This is a genomic window from Psychrobacter immobilis (assembly GCF_904846185.1).
Taxonomy (GTDB): Bacteria; Pseudomonadota; Gammaproteobacteria; order Pseudomonadales; family Moraxellaceae; genus Psychrobacter; species Psychrobacter immobilis_B.
On sequence record NZ_CAJGZQ010000007.1, the window covers coordinates 61073 to 81532 of the forward strand.

Consider the following 20460-nt stretch of genomic DNA (forward strand, 5'->3'; position numbering starts at 1 on the left):
TCATGATGATACAGAATTTAGATAGCGCCAAAAGCAATAATCCAGCACCGTTATTGCAAGTAAAGGACATTCATACCACCTTTAATATCAAACAAAAAGGTACTTACTTTTGGCAGAAGCCTGTCACTCTAAAAGCAGTTAATGGGGTATCGTTTGAGCTATTTGCTGGTGAGACTTTAGGGGTGGTAGGCGAATCAGGCTGCGGCAAATCAACACTCGCTCGTACTATCATCGGATTGATACAAGCTGACTCTGGCAGTATCAAATTTTGTGACGAAGAGATGGTGGGTGCGTCCAAAAAAACCATGAGATTAAAGCGAAAAGATATTCAGATGATCTTTCAAGATCCGCTGGCATCACTTAACCCGCGCATGACTGTAGGGGATATTATCGCCGAGCCTCTTCGCACTTATTATCCTGAAATGAAGAAGCCTGAGGTGCAAAACGAGGTACGCGCCATCATGAAAAAGGTGGGGCTACTGTCTAATCAAATTAACCGATATCCGCATGAGTTTTCAGGAGGTCAGTGCCAGCGAATAGGCATTGCTCGAGCACTGATATTAAAGCCCAAAATTATTATCTGTGATGAGCCAGTCTCCGCCCTTGATGTCTCGATTCAGGCGCAGGTCATTAATTTATTGCAAGATGTGCAAGAAGAGATGGGGTTAGCGCTTATCTTCATTGCCCATGATCTTTCTGTGATTAAGCACATTGCTGATCGGGTATTGGTCATGTATTTAGGCAACGCCGCCGAGCTGGGTGTGAACAAAGCCTTATACGGCAATCCGACTCATCCCTATACCCAAGCACTGATGTCTGCTGTACCGCTACCTGACCCTATTGCTGAGCGTAACAAGGTCATTCAGTTATTAGAGGGTGATTTACCCAGTCCAATCAATCCGCCGTCAGGTTGCGTTTTTCGCACCCGTTGCCCACTAGCTGATGAAGAATGCGCACAGATTAAGCCCGTGTTAGAAGGCACCATAAATCACCGAGTGGCTTGTTTAAAGAATAAGGTCGAGGTGGCTTAAAAGTGGTTTTTGGTTCATGGATATTGACTGTATTAAAAGCAGGCGGACTTATTCAAATGCTCTTAATACAATCTAATACTTTTACTCATTGGTTTTAAACGTCAGGAGTTAGCATCAATCAATCTCACCGATATCAATAGTCATTTGATTAAGTAATGTTGTTAGCTGACCACGATGGTGAGCTTGGAGATTGACTTATTACGGGAGTAATTAGGAAGGTCATTAAAGCCTCTTATCCAGATCCAGTCACTTATCATAAGATGACTCAACGTGCCTAATATCCAATCAAAAAATACCCTTTTATCTTCGCATAAAATACCTTCAGCAAGGCTGTGTATACGACCACGGATTTCTTAATTCATAGCGGCATGATGATTTACCATCAACTCACAGCAATGCTTCATCATGGCATTCTCATACTTTGACTTCTAGCTGGTTCAATAAAACTCAATACGACTGAGCAAATGCTCTTGGATGAGATAGGCGCAAATATAAGCGCTCGGCCACGCGACTATAAAGGCATATTTCCATGAGTGAAACAGCGTGATAAAGAACCCATCGACGAATCCTACATTGATCAGCAGCAATGCAGTTGAGATAATCGTGGACATTAGCAGTGCCATTAAAAAGGTAAAAATAAGCCGGTAGTACTTGCGCCGTGTGCGTATTCTGATGGTAGGGAATTTTGCCATAGTGTGGAGGTGTCCTACATGGTGATGGTGGCGTTTGATGAACGATGAACGATGTTGCGTAGCGTCATGAGTCGTCATTACCAACCATGATATCGTATGTTGATAAGTGGATAAAATCGTTATTATCAATGGCGACATTCGTTATATTTTAATGACTGTTGTCTCATGCATGAAAATAAAATTCCTGAAAAATAACAAACTAAAGATGATTGATTTTGCTACGATAAAATCGATTACAACCTACAAATAAGGCAATAAAATGACCGTGCATAAGCAGCGAACATTGGGCATCATCGGTGGTATGAGTTGGGAGAGTAGCGAAAGCTATTATCGGCTGATAAATGAGGGTGTCAAGGATAAGCTGGGTGGCTTACATTCAGCAGATTTATTCATACATAGCGTGGACTTTGCGTTGATCAATAAGCACCAAGAGCAAGATGAATGGGCAGCGTTGGGTGTAATCATGGCTAGCAGTGCTCAGCGTTTGCAAGCCGCTGGCGTACAAGGGATCATGATTGCCTCTAATACAATGCATAAATTGCTCGATGATGTGCAAGCCGCGACGCATTTACCTGTTATTCATATCGCTGATGCCACTATTGCCGCCATCAAAAAACAGAATCTGTCTAAAATTGCCTTACTGGGCACTCAGTTTACGATGACGGAAGATTTTTATAGGCAGCGTTTGGTGGATGCAGGGCTTCAAGTGTTGATACCAGAGAGTGATGCGCGAGCAGAGGTACATCGAATTATCAAAAAAGAGCTATGCATTGGTCAATTTAAAGACAGCTCGCGTCAGTATTATCAGCAGGTGATTAAAGATTTAGCAGATCAAGGCGCAGAGGGCGTCATCTTAGGCTGTACAGAAATTGGACTGCTCATTAAACAAGCAGATAGCCCAATTCCAGTATTTGATACCACTTTGATTCATGCAGCGGCAGCGGTGGATTTTTTATTAGAGTAGCGCGGACTGATAAAAGTATTTAAGCCTATAACGTTTTGACCAAGCGCTCTAACAGCTCAATCGTGCGCTCTTGTCTGACCAAAGCGACGCCTTGTCCTGCCCATAAAGACTGATATTCTGGGTCAAGATTATTGGTCGCATGACCACGAAAAAATTTGGTCATCGCATTTAATTGTGGATAGGGCGGTAGCTCATGCGCGCTTTCAAAGCGAGCAAAATCACGCAAATAATCATTTAATAAACCACGAGCTTGTTTACCTGAAAACAGTCTCGTTAAGCGTGTCTCAGTACTGCGCTTATCTTCACTAGCGTCGAGTAGCGCTTGCTTATAAATGTCATTAATGCCGCATTTATCTGTGGTCAAAAACGCCGTTCCGATTTGCGCCAGCTCAGCGCCAGCCGTTTGTACCGCTTTGATATCTTGCCCAGTCATGATGCCACCTGCTGCAATTAACGGAATATCGGTACACGCGCGCGTTTGACTAATTAGCGTCAATAATCCCAATGGATCGTTTTCACTTTGCGCGAGCCAGCCACCGCGATGTCCACCCGCTTCGACCCCTTGTACACATACCGCATCAGCACCAATATCGCTCCATACTTTCGCTTCTAATGGATGATTTGCCGTCCCGATGACGCGCGTGCCTAGACCTTGCAGATGCTGAACTTGCTCGGCGCTAATAATACCAAAGGTAAAGCTAGCGACAGGAACAGGATTGTCATAGAGCACTTGTAGCTGATCCGCGAAGCTTAGTGCTGGGCGTTCAGGTAGTGCAAACTCTATATTGTTTTCTTGATAGTAATGACTTAGCCAAGCAGGGATTTCGGTATCAAAGGTATTCGACTCATGCTCAGACAATACCATTAGATTGATCATAAAAGGGCGATCAGTGAGCGATTTAATGGTGTCAATATGGCTATGCAAAACCTCTGGCGGCGTCATGCCCGATCCCAATGAACCCAGTCCACCAAAGTTACTCACTGTCGCCGCAAGCTCAGGGGTGGTTGCGCCTGCCATTGGTGCTTGCACGATAGGGTGGGTTATATTAAGGGTATTCAGTAAGGTCATGACGGGCGTCCTTTTTATTTTGTTAGGTTTTTATCTCACTTACTTTAACAGAGGTAGGCGGAGCGTGTGTTGGATAGTGTTTATTTAGTTATTCGATAAAAGAAGTAGGTTTTGACTACAGGGTTATAGATAAATAAATTAAACTCCACTCAAAATCTTAGTTTGAATAGAATTTTGTTGGATTATAAAGGTAAAAGCTGTAATACTACACTTAATTATAATACCTCAATCTAATAAAAATATAAGGAATTTTGATGCCAGATTTAGTAACTCCACTTGTATTGAAAGCTACTATTCCGGTCTTAATAAAAAAAATACTGGATGAGATCAGACCTACTGTTGGAAATATAAATGACCAAACTAGACAGTTTTTTGAAATTGGTTTAAAAAAATATTTAAATAAGAAGTTTGATCAATATTCTGAGCTTAAAACTCTACTAAGAGGTAATACACCAGTATATATTTATAATATATATTATCCTTTAAAGTTAAAGAATGATGATGAAGTTATTGAAACAAATAATGTCGCTAATATATTTGAGAATTCTAATGCTGTTACTATTATAGGCGATGCAGGTAGTGGTAAAAGTACACTTATAAAACATTTATTTCTAAATACAATTAAAACAGGATATGCAATTCCTGTACTTGTAGAATTACGATATTTGAACAACGATGAAAATAGCCTACAAGAGTATATTAGGAATAAAGTCTTAGAAGATTGTATTGCTGAAAATCCTAAAATTTTAGACAAACTATTTGAAACAGGAAAATTCGTATTTTTCTTAGATGGCTATGATGAACTAAATACTGAAGTTAAATCTAATATTGTTAAAAATTTAAGTGAGTTTAGGAATAAATATCCAAGCAATAAGTTTATATTAACTACAAGACCCTACTCAGGTATCGAGCAATTACAACGATTTCATAATTATTATGTAAAAGAGCTTTCTATAGAAGACAATGAAATTTCGGAATTCGTAAATACACAATTAAGAGATGAAGTTGAGCTTAGAAATAAAATAAATGAATCTATAATCACAAATAGTAGTGGACATATTAATAGCTTTCTAACAAACCCTTTACTGCTATCACTGTATATTCTAACCTTTAAATCTAATGCAGATATACCAGCTAAAAAACATATTTTCTACCGCAGAGTTATTCAAGCGTTATTTTCAGAACACGATAGTCAAACTAAAGTTGGTTACATTAGACAAAAACAATCTGGATTAATTCAAGAGGAGTTCGAAACAGTATTACAGTTATTCTGTTATCTATCTTATTTTGAAAGCAAGTTTAGCTGGGATACAGATTTTATATTTGAAAAATTTAAAATTATTAAAAATAAAAGTGAAATTAATTTTGAAAACTATAAGATTTTAAAAGACTTAAGTTCAGCCGTTGCGTTGTGGATTGAAGATAATGGGTTGTATTCTTTTGCCCATCGCTCTTTACAAGAATATTTTGCCTCATTGTTTGTTAAACAAATGACTTTAGAAGGCAAAGAAATAGTATATAAGAAAATACTTAATAGGCTGGATAAAAACCAAATATTTTCTGAATCAGAAAACTTTTTATCCTTATTGGAAGAGATGGATGAGTTGAACTTTAATAAACTTTACTACCTTCCCTTATTAATTGAAATTAAAAGTATTTTAGATTTTTCAAGTAATAAGAGCCTTTATTTATCATTTATTAAAAAGTCATTTCCAAAAATTAAAAAAAGTCCTGTTCTTATGGGTACAGCAATAGAGTTTAGCGATGATTTTGGTAAAATATCTTCTTTTAGAGAAGACTATCTAATTGAGTTGCATGGTATTCTTATTAAAGCGATCAAAGTTATTGATAAGGAAATATTGCCTATAGTTGAAGTGGTAGACGGTGTGAAATATTGGGAAATATCATTAATAGAAGAATTCCCAGATTATTTCATTCAAGCAACATATGATGATGCACTGAATATAGCTATCTCATATAAAGATGCATTACTCGATGAGATAAAAAAGACAAAAGATTTCATCGAAAAGTCAGAGAAGAACGATATAGATTTTGCCGATCTAATTTAGTAGATAAAAAATATTCAGTGATAAGAATATCAGACTATATATATCCTTCAAAGAGATAAAAATTCTCACCTTTGCATATTTAAGGTAAGAATTTTTGCTAAGAATACATATTTATTTAGTTTTTAACTAATAGCAGCGGTTAGCTAAGCCTTCTTGACATCGCCTGAAACTACTGCTTAGCTTATGGAATGCGTTGATTTTATAATACTAAGTAAGGTCATGAAGGATCTTCTTTTTATTAAGACTACTACCTAGGTTTATAACATAAGAATTAACGGAAATAGGTCAGCCCTCAACCCATCAAAAAGACAGCCAAGAAAACCAACCCATTTATTTCAACTTGATGCTTAGATTAAACGCTTAATTCAACTGCAAAGAGCCCTTCGCATTCATCAGAAGCTCAACCACATCATCACCGCTAATCACTTCAAAGCGCTTATCGATGGCTGATTCTTCGACACCATTATGTTTCATGCAAGCGCCGCAGACCAATACTTGACCGCCTTTTTCGATAAAGGCTTCTAACAATTCGCCCGCAGGTTCAAATGGCGCGCCAATATTGACGTTATCTAAAGCGTTGGGCAATGCCAAATGTACCGCGTCCACCATCAATATCACTGAGGCAGAATGACCTTTTTTAAGTGCGACACCTGCCATAGTAAATGCTAAGGTGATTTTGCTTGGATTTGATTCACTATTATCAAATAACGTACCGACATAATCCGTCGTGTTAGCCATATTATTCTCCTTATAAGACTGTTTTAATTAGATAGTATTTAGTTGAGCTGAGTATGATGCTCACTACTATCCTAATATTTAATATATATATTTATATAATGTATTGTTAGGAAATAGTAGTTATAAGGTTAACTGATTGTGAATAGGTGTTTGTGACTTATGAATAAAGTTAAAAAATAAATGCTAACTTTGCGGTGGCCACGGGCGATCAGCATCACTGACGATCCATTCTGCTACATAGCCACTCGGTGGCAACTGCCAATCTGCTTGCCCCAATGAGGTTAGTACACGTGCTGTTTCTATCACCTTACCTTTTTCAGTCACGCCCGTCCGCAGTAGCGCAGAGGAGCAAGGTTTGCCCTTTACCCACATCGACTGCTCGATATATATCCAACGCTCATCGAAGCCGACGATATGCGTTTTCATGGTGACCTTATCAAAAGCGCGAATACGTTTGCGATATTGGATGGTACTACCAGCGACGACCAAACCCCAACGCTGCTTGAGCAGTTGACGTCCAAGCCCGCTACGCACCGCGAAGTCAGTACGACCCATATCAAAAAGGGTAAGTACGCGACCATTATTCATCTCTAAGAAATTATCAATATCTGTCAGACGACAGCGAAAGCTAATCTCACTCGTATCTTTAAACGTTAAGGTATTGCCTTTTTTGACTTGTAGCGCGGCGTGGGCGATGGTGCTGGCATAACGGATAAATGGATACATAGTGCAATCTCAAAAGAGTAAAAGGTAAGGTGAGTATTCTTATTTTAGGGCTTATTAGATGCTACACCGATATGCTTAAAATAAGCGCTCACAGTTTCAGGTATCCAGTTGATATCAAATCTTGATTTTTTATAAAGATGAGGTGACTTGTCTTTATCAGAGCGATAACGAATAAAACCCACATGCCCGCCATGCTCAGTATCTAAAATAGTGACACTGTCAGACACATCGTTTGGCGTGGCGGTAAAACCAAGGAAAGGGTCGTCTTTGGCACTAATAAGTAACAATGGTTTCGTTACTTTTATCAAATAAGGCAGGGCTGATGAGGCTTGATAGTAGTGGTTATTAGAGCGGTAGCCGTGACGCGGCGCGGTAAAGATATCGTCAAAGTCACTGATGCGATTGACCGCTTTGATCGAGTCGATCTCTTCTTTGCTGATGTCATTGGCTAAGGCTTTTTTGATAATCGGGTTGAGCAAATAAGGAGTGTAAATTCGATGGCTCAAAAAGCTGTGCATACTAAGCGCCGCCGATGACATATCGACGGGGGCGGAAATGACGGCCGCGCCTTGGCAGATTGCATCGTCACCATATTCGCCCATGTATTTCGCCAACGCATTACCACCAAGTGATACTCCAACTGCATAAATATTGGCGTACTGTTGACTTAGGTTTTGCAGCGCATGATGCACCTCATCGGTATCACCCGCATTATAAAAAACCCGACCATTAGCAGGAATGCCGCCACAACTGCGGAAGTGCGCCACCACAAAGTGCCAGCCCTGAGCGTGCATCTGATGCGCCAAAGCACGTGCATAATGACTGTCGCTGCTGCCTTCCATACCGTGGAATAGCACGATTAATGGCGTTTGTTCACACTCGCCATTTTCTAAGGTTTCGATAGGATGCGCATCATAAAAGTCATAAGCAATATCACTTTCATCCAACGAGTCTTTTTCGACCACACGGCGATAAGTAGGTGCTTTAGGGGCAAAAAACTTAGGCAAGATGCTTTGCAGGTGCGGATTGGTCAGCCAAAAGGGCGGCTTAAAAGGCGCTGGAGAGAAGGGTTGGCTCGGTTTTGACGTTGGCGAATTTGAGGTTGGCATAAAGGTGTCTTATTTAATGGGCGTTAAAATCATCTTTAACAATCAGTGCCTTATCATACCCATGGCAGTTATCAAAACCAATAAGATTTAGTGAATGCTCAGTGAACGCATGATTACTCATTCAATTTTTCCGACGCATCTAATACCCGTCCATCCATCGCAAGGCGTTCTTTTAAGCTTTCGATATCTGCTTCAGCCAGCGTCACCGTCAATGTCACCTGCTTGCTATAAGCGACATCATCAATGCTGCCGTTTAGGCTATCGACGATGTAACGACATTGCGCTTCGGTGGCAAACTCTGCCAATATCTGTACTTGCGCCATTGGCACATAGGGCAGCAATGTCATTTCATCAACTGCCGCTTGTGCTGAGCCTGCATAAGCACGGGTCAATCCACCAGCGCCCAGTTTGATACCACCAAAATAACGTACGACGATGATAATGACGTTACCGATCGCTTTATGCTGCAACACATTTAATATCGGTCGACCTGCCGTACCATTTGGCTCGCCATCATCATCAAAGCCAGCACTGGTGGTGTTATTGGGGTCACCAATGATATACGCCCAGCAGTGGTGGCGAGCATCGGCATATTGCTCACGCAGTTGTTCCACGTGAAACATTGCCTGTTCACGCGAGGTTACAGGATAAGCGTAAGCAATAAACTCGGATTTTTTAATTTCTAAGCGCGCAGTGACAGCACGTTTTAGCGTTTGATAGCTCATATTTCATCAGGTCTAGGTTGGATATGGTAAACTTGTCTAACTTTCACTGTCGTCCACATTGGGTGCAGTGTTCATTTAATTTTTTATTATAGTACCACTTCTGACCCATGAAGATAGCGGACAAGCTCAGTGTGAGTGCTGGTGTCGTTAGCTGCTACGGTAAAGTAGGTATCATCAAACGAATGGTAGGCAATATATGCGTCTAGATAAATTTTTGAGTAAAGCCACTGAGCTATCGCGTAAAGAATCCAAAAAAATTCTGCACGCTGGTGAAGTGACGGTAAATGATCAGGTCATCAAAGACCCAGGCGTCCATGTCGATGTGGTCAATGACGATGTGATTTGGGCAGGCGAGCCATTATCGGTCGCTGCGGGCAGCCGTTATATTCTATTACATAAGCCTGAAGGCTTTGAATGTACGCTGAAAGTGAAAGAGCATCCAATCGTCACTGAGCTGATTGCGGTGCCAGAGCTTGGCAGCTTGCGCATTGCAGGGCGTCTCGATGTTGATACGACCGGCGCATTACTGATGAGTGATGATGGTAAATGGTTGCACCGTGTCACCAGCCCTAAGCACGAACATGCCAAAATTTATGAGCTGACTTTAGCAGATGCGATGGATGAAGCGGCGCAAGCCAATGCCGTCAAAGAAGTCGCTGAGGGCATCCTTTTAGAAGGCGACCACGAAGAAACAAAACCTGCTGTTCTCGAATTCATTGATGAGACGCATGCACGTTTGACGCTTGAGCAAGGTAAATATCATCAAGTAAAACGGATGATGGGTTACTTTGGCAATCGAGTGGTTGAGCTGCATCGCGCTAGTGTCGGTCATATTACTTTGGAAGGATTAGAGAAAGGCGATAGTCGCTTTTTAACACCTGAAGAAGTGGCTAAGTTCTAAGTTCTTCATCTTGAAATGAACTCGCAAGCACATCTTTACAATCAGCAGCCACTTCACGTGTGCTGCTTTTTTTGACCGTAGTTTTTGACCGTAGTTTTTGACCATGGTTTTTAACTATAATTTTTATCTATCACTTTTACCCTGTTATGTCTCGCGTGCACACTGTGTTGCCTATCTCTTAAAGCTCAGTAGCAGTTTTGCAAAATTGAGCTGTTAAACCTTTGCAAAAGTATTCCTTGTGCTAAAGTCTGCCTATCTTTTTTAATCTATTTTTTTACATAATATCGTTATCTTTATTAAAAGTAGCTATTGTTAAAAACCTATATTGTTAGAAGCGAGCATTATTAGAAACAGCTATTCTTAAGATTGAGTGTTGTTAAAATTAAAGGTTATTAAAAATCGTTGTTACTGAAACGCGCTGTTATTAAAAGCTGTTTTTGTTGAAACCAGATAGGACTGTCTCTGTGAAATCATCTCTATTAAAATCTGCCAGTTTAATTGGCGCCATGTTATTGGCAACCACCGCTTGTGCCCAGTCTAGTGATACTGCCGCTACTAACCAAAAAGCGAGCCAGAGTACTCAAAATACAAAAGCCGCTGGCACCGTTAGCAAGTCTGTTGACAGTCGCTTGCGCCAATTGCTCACTCAGGCAGGGATCAAAACACAAATCAGCTCTATTGTGCCGTCCAACTTACCCAATATGTATCAAGTCAATTTGGCGGGGCAGTTGCCTTTGCATATCACTGAAGATGGCAAATATGTCATTCAAGGCGAGCTACAAAAGAATCCAAGCAAGCGTGTAGTCACCAAGACGCCAGCGCGTAGCACCAATGCGCAGGCAGGCAAACCTGTCAGTGCGAGTGTCAAAGCTGATATATTGGCAAATATGGATGCGCTGAAAAATATGAGTGCCAAAACGCCGTTCTTTTATACCGCAGTGCCAGGCGTGATTTGGGGTGCGACATTAGAAGGCGTGCCTTTTTTACTATCGGATGATGCACAATATATTACTGATGGCGAGATTTCTGTCATCGAAAATGGTCAATTCATCGGACTCGATGAGCAGTTTGAAAAGCGTAAAAATCAGTCTGTGTTTGCGACTTTAGATGAAAGCCAGCTGATTAATTATCCAGCGACAGACCCTGAGAGAGCGGTTATTTATGTGGCCAATGATGTCAATTGTCCTTATTGCCGCCGCTTGCATCAACAGCTACCAATGCTTAATGCCAAAGGTGTGACGGTCAAAACCATTGGTTATCCGATATACGAGCAGTCCCCTGAGCAAATGCGTGGGATTTGGTGCCAAAGTGATGAGGACAGCCGCCGTAAAGCTTTTGATAAAGCAATGTTGCAGGGTGAGATGACACCTGCACCAGCAAGTTGTAAAGCCGATCATGTGACGCCCAATCGTGAAAAAGCAGCAGGGCTTGCGGTGATGGCAACGCCTGCTATCTACCGTGAAGATGGCGTGTTGTTTCAAGCGAGCTTTGAGAGTCCAGAGTTTTTAGAATTTTTGGGTGTGCAGTAGCTCACATAGATGTTTAATAAAGTTATGAATAAAAAATGTATTAAGAGATGATATTCCTTAATATTGATAAAAAAACCGCCACATAAGTAATCTATGTGGCGGTTTTTTTATTACCTCTAACCGTTAGGGATAGCAAGTCTATTGTGGCAACACGATATCAACGATTTTCCAATCAATTAAGCCGTTACGCTGCATCTCAATGGTGAGCGGATAACCTTTTACCTGACCGCTAATAGTGAAGCAATTAATACCACAATAGCCCAATGTTGGCTTGTCACTGTCCGACCCTTGCGCTACCTGTTGCTCCAGTTCAGCGGCTTGTTTTTCCATGATTTGCTGCATTTGGCTTTTGACCACTGCATCTACATCACCGCGCTGGATGATAAGATTTTGAATCAAATTTTTGAGATCGACTTGATTACTGGCGATTGCCCATGCAGCGGCCAGCTCTTTGGTCGCGGTATTGGCCTGACCTTGGGTATTGATGACTTTTTCGATATTTTGTGGCGTGATAGCACCATCCACCGCCTGCGTGATAAAACTATTAGCGGCTTGGGTTAATGCTTCGCCGCCCAACTCAGCGACCAATGGATAATTGGCCATAGTCGCCGTAAACTGACTGGTGAGTTGGTTTTGGATACTAGGTCGCACTTGCTCATAGTCGATCGCTGCTGCGATGGTCGCGCCGTCTTTGGCATCGTAGGCATTTTTAAGCTGATAAGCGCTGTAATAGGGCGAGCCTGCATAGACAGCGACTGCAATGACGATTAATAAAATAATCAGCTTTTTCATAAAAATCAAACCCTTATCGCAAAACAAAAACGTAATGATGGGCAGATTTAATACTGGTGAGTATAAATCTAAAACCCCAAAAATATAGCGATAAATATTAGCATGGCTGAGCCTTTTTAAGGTATGAAAACCTTTGTTCATTCCTTAATAAAACCTTTTTGTATGGCCAAGCGCACTATAGTGGATACTTTCCCTGCCTAAGCGCTTGATAAATCCCCATAGCATCTCCATAAATAGCGCAAACTTTTAATAATTGATTTGGCTAAGCAGCATCCCGCCGTATTCGCTTGTAAGATTCATAGCAGTATCACCTCTTTTCTCTCACTATTTATGATGTTTCATGTGAAACCTTTGAGTGCCATAGTGAGTCGTATTAAGGTGGTGGTTGACTAGAACTACTGAATCGACTGTCCGGTGGACTGTAAAGACGATAGGAGAGCCCATGAGTAAGCGCGATTTTTATGAAGTATTAGGTGTGAGCAAGACCGCTGAAAGCAAAGAAATTAAGCGAGCTTACCGCAAGCTGGCTATGAAATATCACCCTGACCGTAACTCTGATGATCCAGATGCTGAGGATAAATTCAAAGAAGCATCGATGGCTTACGAAGTACTAAGCAGCGAAGAGAAGCGCTCTGCTTACGATCGCATGGGTCATTCAGCCTTCGAAAATGGTATGGGTGGCGGCGGTGCAGGTGGTGGCAACTTCCAAGACATTTTCGGTGATATTTTCGGTAATTTTGGTGACATCTTCGGTCAGCAGCGTGGCGGCGGCGGTGGACGTTCGCGCCGTGGCTCAGATTTGCGCTATGTGATTGAGCTGACTTTAGAAGAAGCGGTACGTGGCTGTAAAAAAGAAATCAGTTTCACTGCGCCTGCGCCTTGTGACACGTGCGATGGTAAAGGGGCAAAAAATGCCTCTGATATCGTGACTTGTCAGACCTGTCATGGACAAGGTCAAGTGCGTATGCAGCAAGGATTTTTTGCCGTGCAGCAGGCTTGCCCACATTGCGGCGGCACTGGTAAGCAAATCAAAAATCCGTGCTCTGACTGTCATGGTAATGGCGTTAAAGACAAATCACGTACGCTAGAAGTGTCTATCCCAGCGGGTGTTGATGATGGTGATCGCGTACGTTTAGCAGGCGAAGGTGAAGCGGGCGGCGCGGGCGTCCAAAACGGCGACTTATACGTTGAAGTACGGGTAAAACCGCATAATGTCTTTACTCGTCAAGGCGCTGATCTATATATGGACGTACCCGTTAGCATCACCGATGCAGCACTGGGTAAAGAGGTCGAAATACCAACCCTAGATGGTAAAGTGAAAATCAAGGTTGCAGAGGGCACGCAAAGTGGTAAGTTGCTACGTGTACGCGGCAAAGGCGTGACGCCAGTACGCACCACCATGAAAGGTGATTTGATTTGCCGTGTGGTTATCGAAACCCCAGTGAACTTAACTCGCGAGCAAAAAGACCTGTTGCGCCAGTTCCAAGATACGCTCGACGGTGATAGCAAGCATCAGCAGTCGCCACATAAGAAGTCATTCTTTAAAAAGATTGGTGACTTATTTGATTAACTGAGTTGTTTTAATCACTCGTTTGGTTAAATGACTAGATACAAAACCCCCAGTGTTTCATGTGAAACACTGGGGGTTTTTATTGACGCTATAAAAAACCATTCAGGTGGTGATATTTGCTAAACTTAGCATCATAACATTTAAAACCTTTCTTATTAATATAGAGCTTTTAGGGTAAAAATATGAGCCAACAGATAACAGCGCAAGAAAATACAAATAAACAAGCCATCAAAGTCGGGGTTATTGGTGCTGGTGGTCGTATGGGGCGCATGCTAATAGAAGCGGTACAAGATAACTCGCAAACGGCATTAAATGCCGCGATAGAACGTCAAGGCTCAAGCCTTGTTGGTGCGGATGCTGGCGAAGTCGCCGCTATCGGTCGCTTAGAGGTACAGATTGTCGATGATTTAAAAGTTGTCATTAATGACATCGATGTACTCATTGACTTTAGCTTGCCTGATGCTACTGAGCAAAATATGCAGATTTGTGCGGCAAACAATGTCGCGATGGTCATTGGCACCACAGGATTCAATGAGCAGCAAGAGCAAGTGTTGGCAAAAGCCAGCGAGAAAATTGCGATTGTCTATGCTGGTAACTATTCAACAGGTGTTAATCTGTCATTGAAATTGCTCAACATGGCAGCGAAGGCATTTGGTGAGGATGCCGATGTAGAAGTTATCGAGGCCCACCATAAGCATAAAATCGATGCGCCATCAGGCACAGCATATATGATGGCAGAAGCCGTTGCAGAAGCTCGTGGACAGAACCTAAAAGATGTCGCTGTTTATGGCCGCGAAGGACAAACGGGCGAACGCAAAGCAGGTACTATCGGTATTCATGCCATTCGCGGAGGTGAAATCATTGGCGATCATACCGTGATGTTTATTGCCGATGGTGAGGTGGTTGAAATTACCCATCGTGCCCGCGCGCGTATGACGTTTGCCGCGGGTGCCGTACGTGCCGCGACTTGGGTTATCAAACAAGAAGTTGGGCAATATAATATGCAGGATGTGTTGGGTTTGAATGATTAGTTTTTGAGCAAGTAAGGTTTGAGTGATTAGAGTTTATTGCTTGCCGTTTGCTGCTTTATGGTTGCTGAGGATAGCTTACTGATAAAGTGGAATGACGGTTAGGAGTCAAGCATGGATAAGTTTAGCAAGAATCTAATAGCGAGTTTTAGTCGCGCTGTAGCTGTTGTTAGGGGTGCCAGAAGTATCAAAGCTGCCAACAGCGTCAAGACACTCAAACCTAGAAAAAGTACGCTTTACGCTAGCCAAATAGCATTTGCCCTCAATTTGACGGTAGTGCCAATAGTCGCACAAGCAGCTACTTTTCAAACCTACGTCATTCATACCTATGGTGGTGATGCATTATTACCTGCTGTTCGTCAGCAACTGAATAATAGTCGTGACGGCGGTACGGTTACTACCTATCAAGACAAGTTAGTGTTGCATACGACAGCCGCTAACTATCAGGCGGTACAGCAGTTATTGACTCAGATTGACGGTCAGCCACAGGCATTGACGGTCGCTGTGCGTGTTGGCAACAATAGCAGCGTCCAAGGTAATATTCAGCAAGGGCAGGTCATTATTAGCAATCATGGTATTCAAGGGTCAGGGATTATTCATCAGAGCAATAGCCAACAGCAAACAAATAATTTATACCAAGTACAAACCTTGTCAGGTAGTGCCGCCAGCATCAGTACAGGGACGCTTTATGCGCTGAATCAAACCTACGATGTAAATAGTTATACAAATTATAAAAGTCCCTCAGTACAGATTGTCATTCAGCAGCAAGTATTGCTACCAACGACGCAAGGCATCACGGTTAAGCCAAGATTATTACCGACTGGTCAAGTCGAAGTAACCTTGTCACAAGTTGAAGAAAAACTCGCACGCTCCTATTCAACTTCTCAGAAAAATAGTAATCATGCCATTCAAGGTCAACGGCTAGACACGACCATTATTATCCCACGTGGTCAATGGGTAACTATCGGACAAATCTCTCAAAGTAGCCAAAATCAACGCGCAAGTTATGGTAGCAATCGTGCCATTGATAGCACTAAAAACACACCAATTTGGATAATGGTGCAGTAGCCTTGCATCGATTACTATTATCTTTGATATAAAAAAGCGCGATACTGTAATGAGCAGTATCGCGCTTTTTATCGACAATAATTTATTGCAGATTAGTCAACGTAGATCACTTCTAATGGTGGAAAACCATTGAACTCAATAGATGAATACGAGTTAGTATACGCACCCGTGGTCAACCAAAAGATTTTATCACCAATCTCCAGCTCTTCTGGCAATTGATAGCCCGCTTCTTCATACATGATATCGGTCGAATCACAAGTAGGACCTGCCAGTACCACAGTGCCTTTGCTGGTTGACGTTTCCATCTTAGGCGTATAGACCGGATACTTGATGGCTTCACCCAAAGTCTCGATTAAGCCTTGGAATAAGCCCACATCGGTATAGACCCAACGCGTTAAATCCGTGTGCGACTTACGCGAGATAAGCACCACATCACTGACCAATACGCCCGATCCACCAACCAATGAACGACCTGGCTCAAGGATAATCTCAGGCATATCTTCTTCATTATAATCGTCTGTCAAATAACGAGTGATCTCTTCAGCGTAGACTTTTATAGGGTTTACTTCACTGATGTAGTTGGCTGGAAAGCCGCCACCCAAATTGATCATTTGTAGCTTAATATCTTCTTCGTTTTTCATCCAGTCAAACATGTATTTGACCTTGGCTAGTGCATCATCCCAAGCGGCAACGTCTTTTTGCTGACTACCAACGTGGAATGAGATTCCATAAGGCACTAGACCTAAATCACGAGCTTGAATCAACAGCTCAATCGCCATATTGGGATGACAACCAAACTTACGAGACAATGGCCATTCAGCGGTTTCAGAGCCTTGTACTAAGATACGCACAAAGATTTTTGAACCAGGGGCGTGCTTGGCAATATTTTTTAAATCCGCTTCTGAGTCGGTCGCATATAAGTCAATACCTTTTTCAAAGGCATATTTGACGTGCTCCGCTTTTTTGATGGTATTGCCATAAGAGATACGCGATGGCTCAACGTCGCAGTCTAGTACGCGATCAAGCTCATAGATGGAGGCACAATCAAAGTTCGAACCAAGATCAGCAAGCAAGTTAATCACTTCAACAGCAGGACTGGCTTTCATTGCATAATGGATTTTAGCATTGGGAAAAAACCCAACCATCTCATGATATTTGGTTTTGATACGGCTAAGGTCCACGACCAAAAATGGCGTCTCGCGACCTTCAGCAGCTTGAGTGAATTTCTGCCAGCCGGCAGGGTCAAAATATTGGTCAATTTTGATCATGGTCATGGTAGGAAACCTTTAATAAAGACAGTAGGTGTTAAAGAGTAAATGCTCGCATCACGTTATTGTCATCTCACATTAGTGTCATCACGCATCTCACAGGTAATGAAACCTTGCGTCCATGCTGATTAAATGACGTAAAAATAGCTTAGATGATGAATGGACTAAGAATGGCTAGGCTGCGGCTGTTTATCCGCCGTTTGTTCGCCTTGTTTTTCGCGTATTTTAACGATTTTACGCACTTTATCGCGAGCACGAGTTTGCTTGAGACGTGATAAATAATCGACGAATATAACCCCATTTAAATGATCCATTTCATGTTGGATGCATACCGCGAGTAAACCTTCGACTTCTTCATCGATTTTTTGACCATTCTCATCTAAGGCTTCAATACGCACTTTGTTCGGGCGCTCAACACTATCATAGACCTCAGGTACAGACAAACAACCTTCTTCATAGGGCTGTTTCTCTTCTACCAGTGGTGTCACCTTTGGGTTGATAAAAACTCTAGGGCTATTTTTATCTTCAGACAGATCCATGACGATGAGCTGAATATGGCGATCCACTTGGCTTGCCGCCAAACCGATACCTTGTGCCTCATACATCGTCTCAATCATATCAGCGATTAAGGTTTTGATTTCAGCAGTCACTTCCTTAACAGGCGTAGCAATAGTGCGCAGGCGCGGGTCTGGGTAATTTAAAATAGGGAGTAAAGCCATAACGCTCACCTCAATGATAGGGATAAAATAGGGTTGATATTATAAGATAAATGGGGACAAAAGTAATGCTTATCAATACTTTCGCACAATTATTGCTTTTTATCATCGTAAAAAATCAAGGAGGTCGCTTTTATTATAGGCATAAAAAAGCCCTGCAATTCGCAAGGCCTTTTAATTTATATAAGCTAGATTAGATGTAATCTGACTTGCATAAGTAGAGTTGCTTTTTAGTAAATTGAGTTTAGTAAATCAAGTCACTTCTAAGTCATTAAAGCCACTTTGTACAACCAAAACATCTGAGCAAAAGTGCAAATTTATACGCCACGTTTGCTCATAATCATCTCATAGATAAATAACAGGATGATCGCACCGATTACTGAGAATATCAAACCAGTAAATCCACCATCAGCATTGATACCGATAAGACCAGCTAAGAAGCCACCTAATAAAGCACCGACGATACCCAATACAATGGTCATTATCCAGCCCATCGGGTCGCTACCTGGCTTGATAGCTCGTGCCAATAAACCTGCAACCAGACCTACAATAATCATCCAAATAAAGCTCATATTATTCTCCTAATTTATTATCATTTATAATAGTTAACCAATTTTGATAAGCTCATTGTAAGCACTGTATAGACGTAAAGGTAAGCGCGAAATGTTACCAGTGTATGAGCTATGTGAGGAAAATCGTAGATTTGCTAATATGCAGGTAGAATAGGTAAATGAAAGGTTACAAAGGTAGTGAAGTCGAAAACGCCGTCTATATATTAAAGCATTTTTGGATATCGACGCTCCCTAGTGTTGCTCCTCTCTACAGTAATTGCAAGTAATCGGAAAAAGCTGATCATAAAAAAACGTTGCTCATTTATAATAAGCAACGCTCTTATTTGACACCAGAAATAAACCAGCTAGATTATTTGTTATGTAGCTTTATTACGTAGCGCAGTTAATAAGCGTTGATGAATACCTTCAAAACCGCCATTCGACATAATCACAATGGCGTCACCCGCTTTTGCGTGCATGTCGATATGCTCGATGATAGCATCGATACTAGAGAGCACCTGTTGTTTGCCCATGTTAGGATTTGCGCTATTGGCATTTTCAATGACTTCTTTTAGACCCCACTCCAGTCCTGTCGGCTCATACCATAAAGTATGATCGGCGAGAGCAGCAGACTCAGCCAAGCTGTCTTGATGAATGCCCATTTTCATGGTGTTACTACGTGGTTCAATAATCGCCCAAATGCGTCTGTTCGCCAGTTTTTTCTTGGCACCATCTAAAGTCGTAGTAATGGCTGTAGGATGATGGGCAAAATCATCAAAGACTAAGATATCATTGACATCGCCAATCAGCTCCATCCGACGTTTAATGCCCGCGAATGCTGATAACGCCGCGCACGCAGTTTTAACACTGACGCCGATGTTATAAGCTGCTGCGATAGCAACCAAGGCGTTATTCACATTATGCATGCCGCTCATCGACCAGTCGACGACGCCTGTGGCTTCTTCATCAGCAACATCAGCCGCAAAACTAACCGCAAATTGACCACCATCTTCGCTGATAAGTTCAGCCTGCCATTCGCTGTTATTGTCTAAATTCTCATCTTCTACATTAGTAGCGTTTGCTGCTGAATCCAGTACGGCTGTTCGCCAAACGGGTGTCCAAACCCCTTTCGCCAACGTCTCCTCTAAGCTGGTAGTCGCTGTAGGCATAATGATTTTGCCCGTGCTTGGAATCATGCGCACCATATGATGGAATTGGGTCTGAATAGCCTCAAGATCCACAAAAATATCCGCATGATCAAATTCTAGGTTATTTAAAATAGCCGTACGCGGACGGTAGTGCACGAACTTTGAACGCTTATCAAAAAATGCAGAATCGTATTCATCCGCTTCGATAACGAAATAGCCAGTATTTACCGAATCGTCATTATCAATTTTGTCAGCACCCAAATAACTGCTGTGAGCGAAGACGTGCTGTAAATGCTCATCAGTGGTATCAACCAGTGGCACACCGCCGATTAAAAACCCAGTGTCGATACCCGCATAGTGCAATATCCAAGCGAGCATGGTCGTCGTCGTGGTTTTACCGTGAGTACCAGCAACGGCTATCACATGACGCGATTGTAATACTTGCTCAGATAAAAACTGTGGTCCTGAGGTATAGCGTAGACCTGTGTCCAGCATATATTCGATGACATCCATACCGCGCTTCATGGCATTACCAACGACGACTAAATCTGGTGCTGGTTGTAAATGCTCTACCAGATAGCCTTGCTCAATGGTCACGCCCGCGTTTTCCAGTTGGGTGGACATCGGCGGATAAACGTTGGCATCTGAGCCCGTGACCGTATGCCCAAGCTCGCGCGCTAGCAATGCCAGTGAGCCCATAAAAGTACCACAAATACCAAGAATATGAATATGCATAGACGTTCCGTACGAGCTTAAATTAAAAGAA

General features: G+C 42.1%; 19 protein-coding genes. 8 read left to right on the top strand and 11 right to left on the bottom strand.

Annotated features, from left to right (window positions below; all coding sequences use genetic code 11):
* The first annotated feature begins 2 nt into the window (after positions 1-2).
* Positions 3-1031: a murein tripeptide/oligopeptide ABC transporter ATP binding protein OppF gene (gene oppF / locus JMW94_RS05335; protein WP_201602510.1), complete on the top strand. Its 1029-nt coding sequence runs from the start codon at positions 3-5 to the stop codon at positions 1029-1031.
* Positions 1032-1468: 437 nt separating this feature from the next.
* On the opposite strand, the gene JMW94_RS05340 is transcribed toward oppF, so the two are convergent.
* Positions 1469-1723, bottom strand: coding sequence for a DUF2798 domain-containing protein (locus tag JMW94_RS05340; RefSeq protein WP_045442930.1), 255 nt, complete (start codon positions 1721-1723; stop codon positions 1469-1471).
* Between the two features lie 259 nt (positions 1724-1982).
* Here JMW94_RS05340 and JMW94_RS05345 point away from each other — a divergent pair, with 259 nt between their 5' ends.
* A complete protein-coding gene (locus tag JMW94_RS05345) occupies positions 1983-2687 on the top strand; it encodes an aspartate/glutamate racemase family protein (protein WP_201602511.1) in 705 nt (234 codons plus the stop codon).
* Positions 2688-2712: 25 nt separating this feature from the next.
* On the opposite strand, the gene JMW94_RS05350 is transcribed toward JMW94_RS05345, so the two are convergent.
* Positions 2713-3756, bottom strand: a complete 1044-nt coding sequence (locus JMW94_RS05350) for an NAD(P)H-dependent flavin oxidoreductase (RefSeq protein WP_201602512.1) — start codon at positions 3754-3756, stop codon at positions 2713-2715.
* 254 nt (positions 3757-4010) lie between these two features.
* Between JMW94_RS05350 and JMW94_RS05355 the strand changes: the two genes are divergently transcribed.
* On the top strand, positions 4011-5825 hold the full coding sequence (locus tag JMW94_RS05355; protein WP_201602527.1) for an NACHT domain-containing protein: 1815 nt from the start codon (positions 4011-4013) through the stop codon (positions 5823-5825).
* A gap of 360 nt (positions 5826-6185) precedes the next feature.
* Here the strand turns inward: JMW94_RS05355 and JMW94_RS05360 are convergent, their stop codons facing one another.
* The 4 genes from JMW94_RS05360 to JMW94_RS05375 all read right to left on the bottom strand — a co-directional run bounded on the left by JMW94_RS05360 (position 6186) and on the right by JMW94_RS05375 (position 9123).
* A complete protein-coding gene (locus tag JMW94_RS05360; RefSeq protein ID WP_045442939.1) occupies positions 6186-6563 on the bottom strand; it encodes a DsrE family protein in 378 nt (125 codons plus the stop codon).
* Between the two features lie 183 nt (positions 6564-6746).
* On the bottom strand, positions 6747-7289 hold the full coding sequence (locus JMW94_RS05365; RefSeq protein WP_201552259.1) for an acyl-CoA thioesterase: 543 nt from the start codon (positions 7287-7289) through the stop codon (positions 6747-6749).
* 44 nt (positions 7290-7333) lie between these two features.
* Positions 7334-8398, bottom strand: a complete 1065-nt coding sequence (locus tag JMW94_RS05370; protein ID WP_201602530.1) for a YheT family hydrolase — start codon at positions 8396-8398, stop codon at positions 7334-7336.
* Between the two features lie 113 nt (positions 8399-8511).
* A complete protein-coding gene (locus tag JMW94_RS05375) occupies positions 8512-9123 on the bottom strand; it encodes a YigZ family protein (protein ID WP_201602543.1) in 612 nt (203 codons plus the stop codon).
* A gap of 196 nt (positions 9124-9319) precedes the next feature.
* Between JMW94_RS05375 and JMW94_RS05380 the strand changes: the two genes are divergently transcribed.
* Positions 9320-10024 (top strand): pseudouridine synthase, encoded by a 705-nt coding sequence (locus tag JMW94_RS05380; RefSeq protein WP_045442943.1) that lies wholly within the window; start codon positions 9320-9322, stop codon positions 10022-10024.
* A gap of 464 nt (positions 10025-10488) precedes the next feature.
* Complete coding sequence (locus JMW94_RS05385) at positions 10489-11553, top strand: disulfide isomerase DsbC N-terminal domain-containing protein (protein ID WP_201602546.1); 1065 nt, start codon at positions 10489-10491, stop codon at positions 11551-11553.
* Between the two features lie 138 nt (positions 11554-11691).
* Here JMW94_RS05385 and JMW94_RS05390 read toward each other — a convergent pair whose 3' ends face one another.
* A complete protein-coding gene (locus JMW94_RS05390) occupies positions 11692-12345 on the bottom strand; it encodes a DUF2939 domain-containing protein (RefSeq protein WP_201602549.1) in 654 nt (217 codons plus the stop codon).
* Positions 12346-12787: 442 nt separating this feature from the next.
* Here JMW94_RS05390 and dnaJ point away from each other — a divergent pair, with 442 nt between their 5' ends.
* From dnaJ to JMW94_RS05405, 3 genes are all read left to right on the top strand, one after another.
* A complete protein-coding gene (gene dnaJ / locus JMW94_RS05395; RefSeq protein ID WP_201602552.1) occupies positions 12788-13915 on the top strand; it encodes a molecular chaperone DnaJ in 1128 nt (375 codons plus the stop codon).
* 182 nt (positions 13916-14097) lie between these two features.
* A complete protein-coding gene (dapB, locus tag JMW94_RS05400) occupies positions 14098-14946 on the top strand; it encodes a 4-hydroxy-tetrahydrodipicolinate reductase (protein WP_045442950.1) in 849 nt (282 codons plus the stop codon).
* Between the two features lie 111 nt (positions 14947-15057).
* Positions 15058-16011 carry a hypothetical protein gene (locus JMW94_RS05405; RefSeq protein ID WP_201602555.1) on the top strand — a complete coding sequence of 318 codons (954 nt, stop codon included), beginning with the start codon at positions 15058-15060 and terminating at the stop codon, positions 16009-16011.
* Positions 16012-16103: 92 nt separating this feature from the next.
* Here JMW94_RS05405 and JMW94_RS05410 read toward each other — a convergent pair whose 3' ends face one another.
* The 4 genes from JMW94_RS05410 to mpl all read right to left on the bottom strand — a co-directional run bounded on the left by JMW94_RS05410 (position 16104) and on the right by mpl (position 20429).
* Positions 16104-17279, bottom strand: a complete 1176-nt coding sequence (locus tag JMW94_RS05410) for a type III PLP-dependent enzyme (protein ID WP_201602786.1) — start codon at positions 17277-17279, stop codon at positions 16104-16106.
* Between the two features lie 164 nt (positions 17280-17443).
* Positions 17444-17998: a peptide deformylase gene (def, locus tag JMW94_RS05415; protein ID WP_201501733.1), complete on the bottom strand. Its 555-nt coding sequence runs from the start codon at positions 17996-17998 to the stop codon at positions 17444-17446.
* A gap of 314 nt (positions 17999-18312) precedes the next feature.
* Positions 18313-18567: a GlsB/YeaQ/YmgE family stress response membrane protein gene (locus tag JMW94_RS05420; RefSeq protein ID WP_055125583.1), complete on the bottom strand. Its 255-nt coding sequence runs from the start codon at positions 18565-18567 to the stop codon at positions 18313-18315.
* Positions 18568-18923: 356 nt separating this feature from the next.
* Positions 18924-20429 carry a UDP-N-acetylmuramate:L-alanyl-gamma-D-glutamyl-meso-diaminopimelate ligase gene (mpl, locus tag JMW94_RS05425; RefSeq protein WP_201602558.1) on the bottom strand — a complete coding sequence of 502 codons (1506 nt, stop codon included), beginning with the start codon at positions 20427-20429 and terminating at the stop codon, positions 18924-18926.
* Positions 20430-20460 lie beyond the last annotated feature (31 nt).

Coding starts and splice junctions, on each gene's coding strand:
- JMW94_RS05365 (WP_201552259.1), bottom strand. CDS start 7,289: ATGTATCCATTTATCCGTTATGCCAGCACCATCGCCCACGCCGCGCTA.
- def (WP_201501733.1), bottom strand. CDS start 17,998: ATGGCTTTACTCCCTATTTTAAATTACCCAGACCCGCGCCTGCGCACT.
- dapB (WP_045442950.1), top strand. CDS start 14,098: ATGAGCCAACAGATAACAGCGCAAGAAAATACAAATAAACAAGCCATC.
- mpl (WP_201602558.1), bottom strand. CDS start 20,429: ATGCATATTCATATTCTTGGTATTTGTGGTACTTTTATGGGCTCACTG.
- JMW94_RS05370 (WP_201602530.1), bottom strand. CDS start 8,398: ATGCCAACCTCAAATTCGCCAACGTCAAAACCGAGCCAACCCTTCTCT.
- JMW94_RS05405 (WP_201602555.1), top strand. CDS start 15,058: ATGGATAAGTTTAGCAAGAATCTAATAGCGAGTTTTAGTCGCGCTGTA.
- JMW94_RS05375 (WP_201602543.1), bottom strand. CDS start 9,123: ATGAGCTATCAAACGCTAAAACGTGCTGTCACTGCGCGCTTAGAAATT.
- JMW94_RS05345 (WP_201602511.1), top strand. CDS start 1,983: ATGACCGTGCATAAGCAGCGAACATTGGGCATCATCGGTGGTATGAGT.
- JMW94_RS05360 (WP_045442939.1), bottom strand. CDS start 6,563: ATGGCTAACACGACGGATTATGTCGGTACGTTATTTGATAATAGTGAA.
- JMW94_RS05350 (WP_201602512.1), bottom strand. CDS start 3,756: ATGACCTTACTGAATACCCTTAATATAACCCACCCTATCGTGCAAGCA.
- dnaJ (WP_201602552.1), top strand. CDS start 12,788: ATGAGTAAGCGCGATTTTTATGAAGTATTAGGTGTGAGCAAGACCGCT.
- JMW94_RS05420 (WP_055125583.1), bottom strand. CDS start 18,567: ATGAGCTTTATTTGGATGATTATTGTAGGTCTGGTTGCAGGTTTATTG.
- JMW94_RS05355 (WP_201602527.1), top strand. CDS start 4,011: ATGCCAGATTTAGTAACTCCACTTGTATTGAAAGCTACTATTCCGGTC.
- oppF (WP_201602510.1), top strand. CDS start 3: ATGATGATACAGAATTTAGATAGCGCCAAAAGCAATAATCCAGCACCG.
- JMW94_RS05380 (WP_045442943.1), top strand. CDS start 9,320: ATGCGTCTAGATAAATTTTTGAGTAAAGCCACTGAGCTATCGCGTAAA.
- JMW94_RS05390 (WP_201602549.1), bottom strand. CDS start 12,345: ATGAAAAAGCTGATTATTTTATTAATCGTCATTGCAGTCGCTGTCTAT.
- JMW94_RS05340 (WP_045442930.1), bottom strand. CDS start 1,723: ATGGCAAAATTCCCTACCATCAGAATACGCACACGGCGCAAGTACTAC.
- JMW94_RS05410 (WP_201602786.1), bottom strand. CDS start 17,279: ATGATCAAAATTGACCAATATTTTGACCCTGCCGGCTGGCAGAAATTC.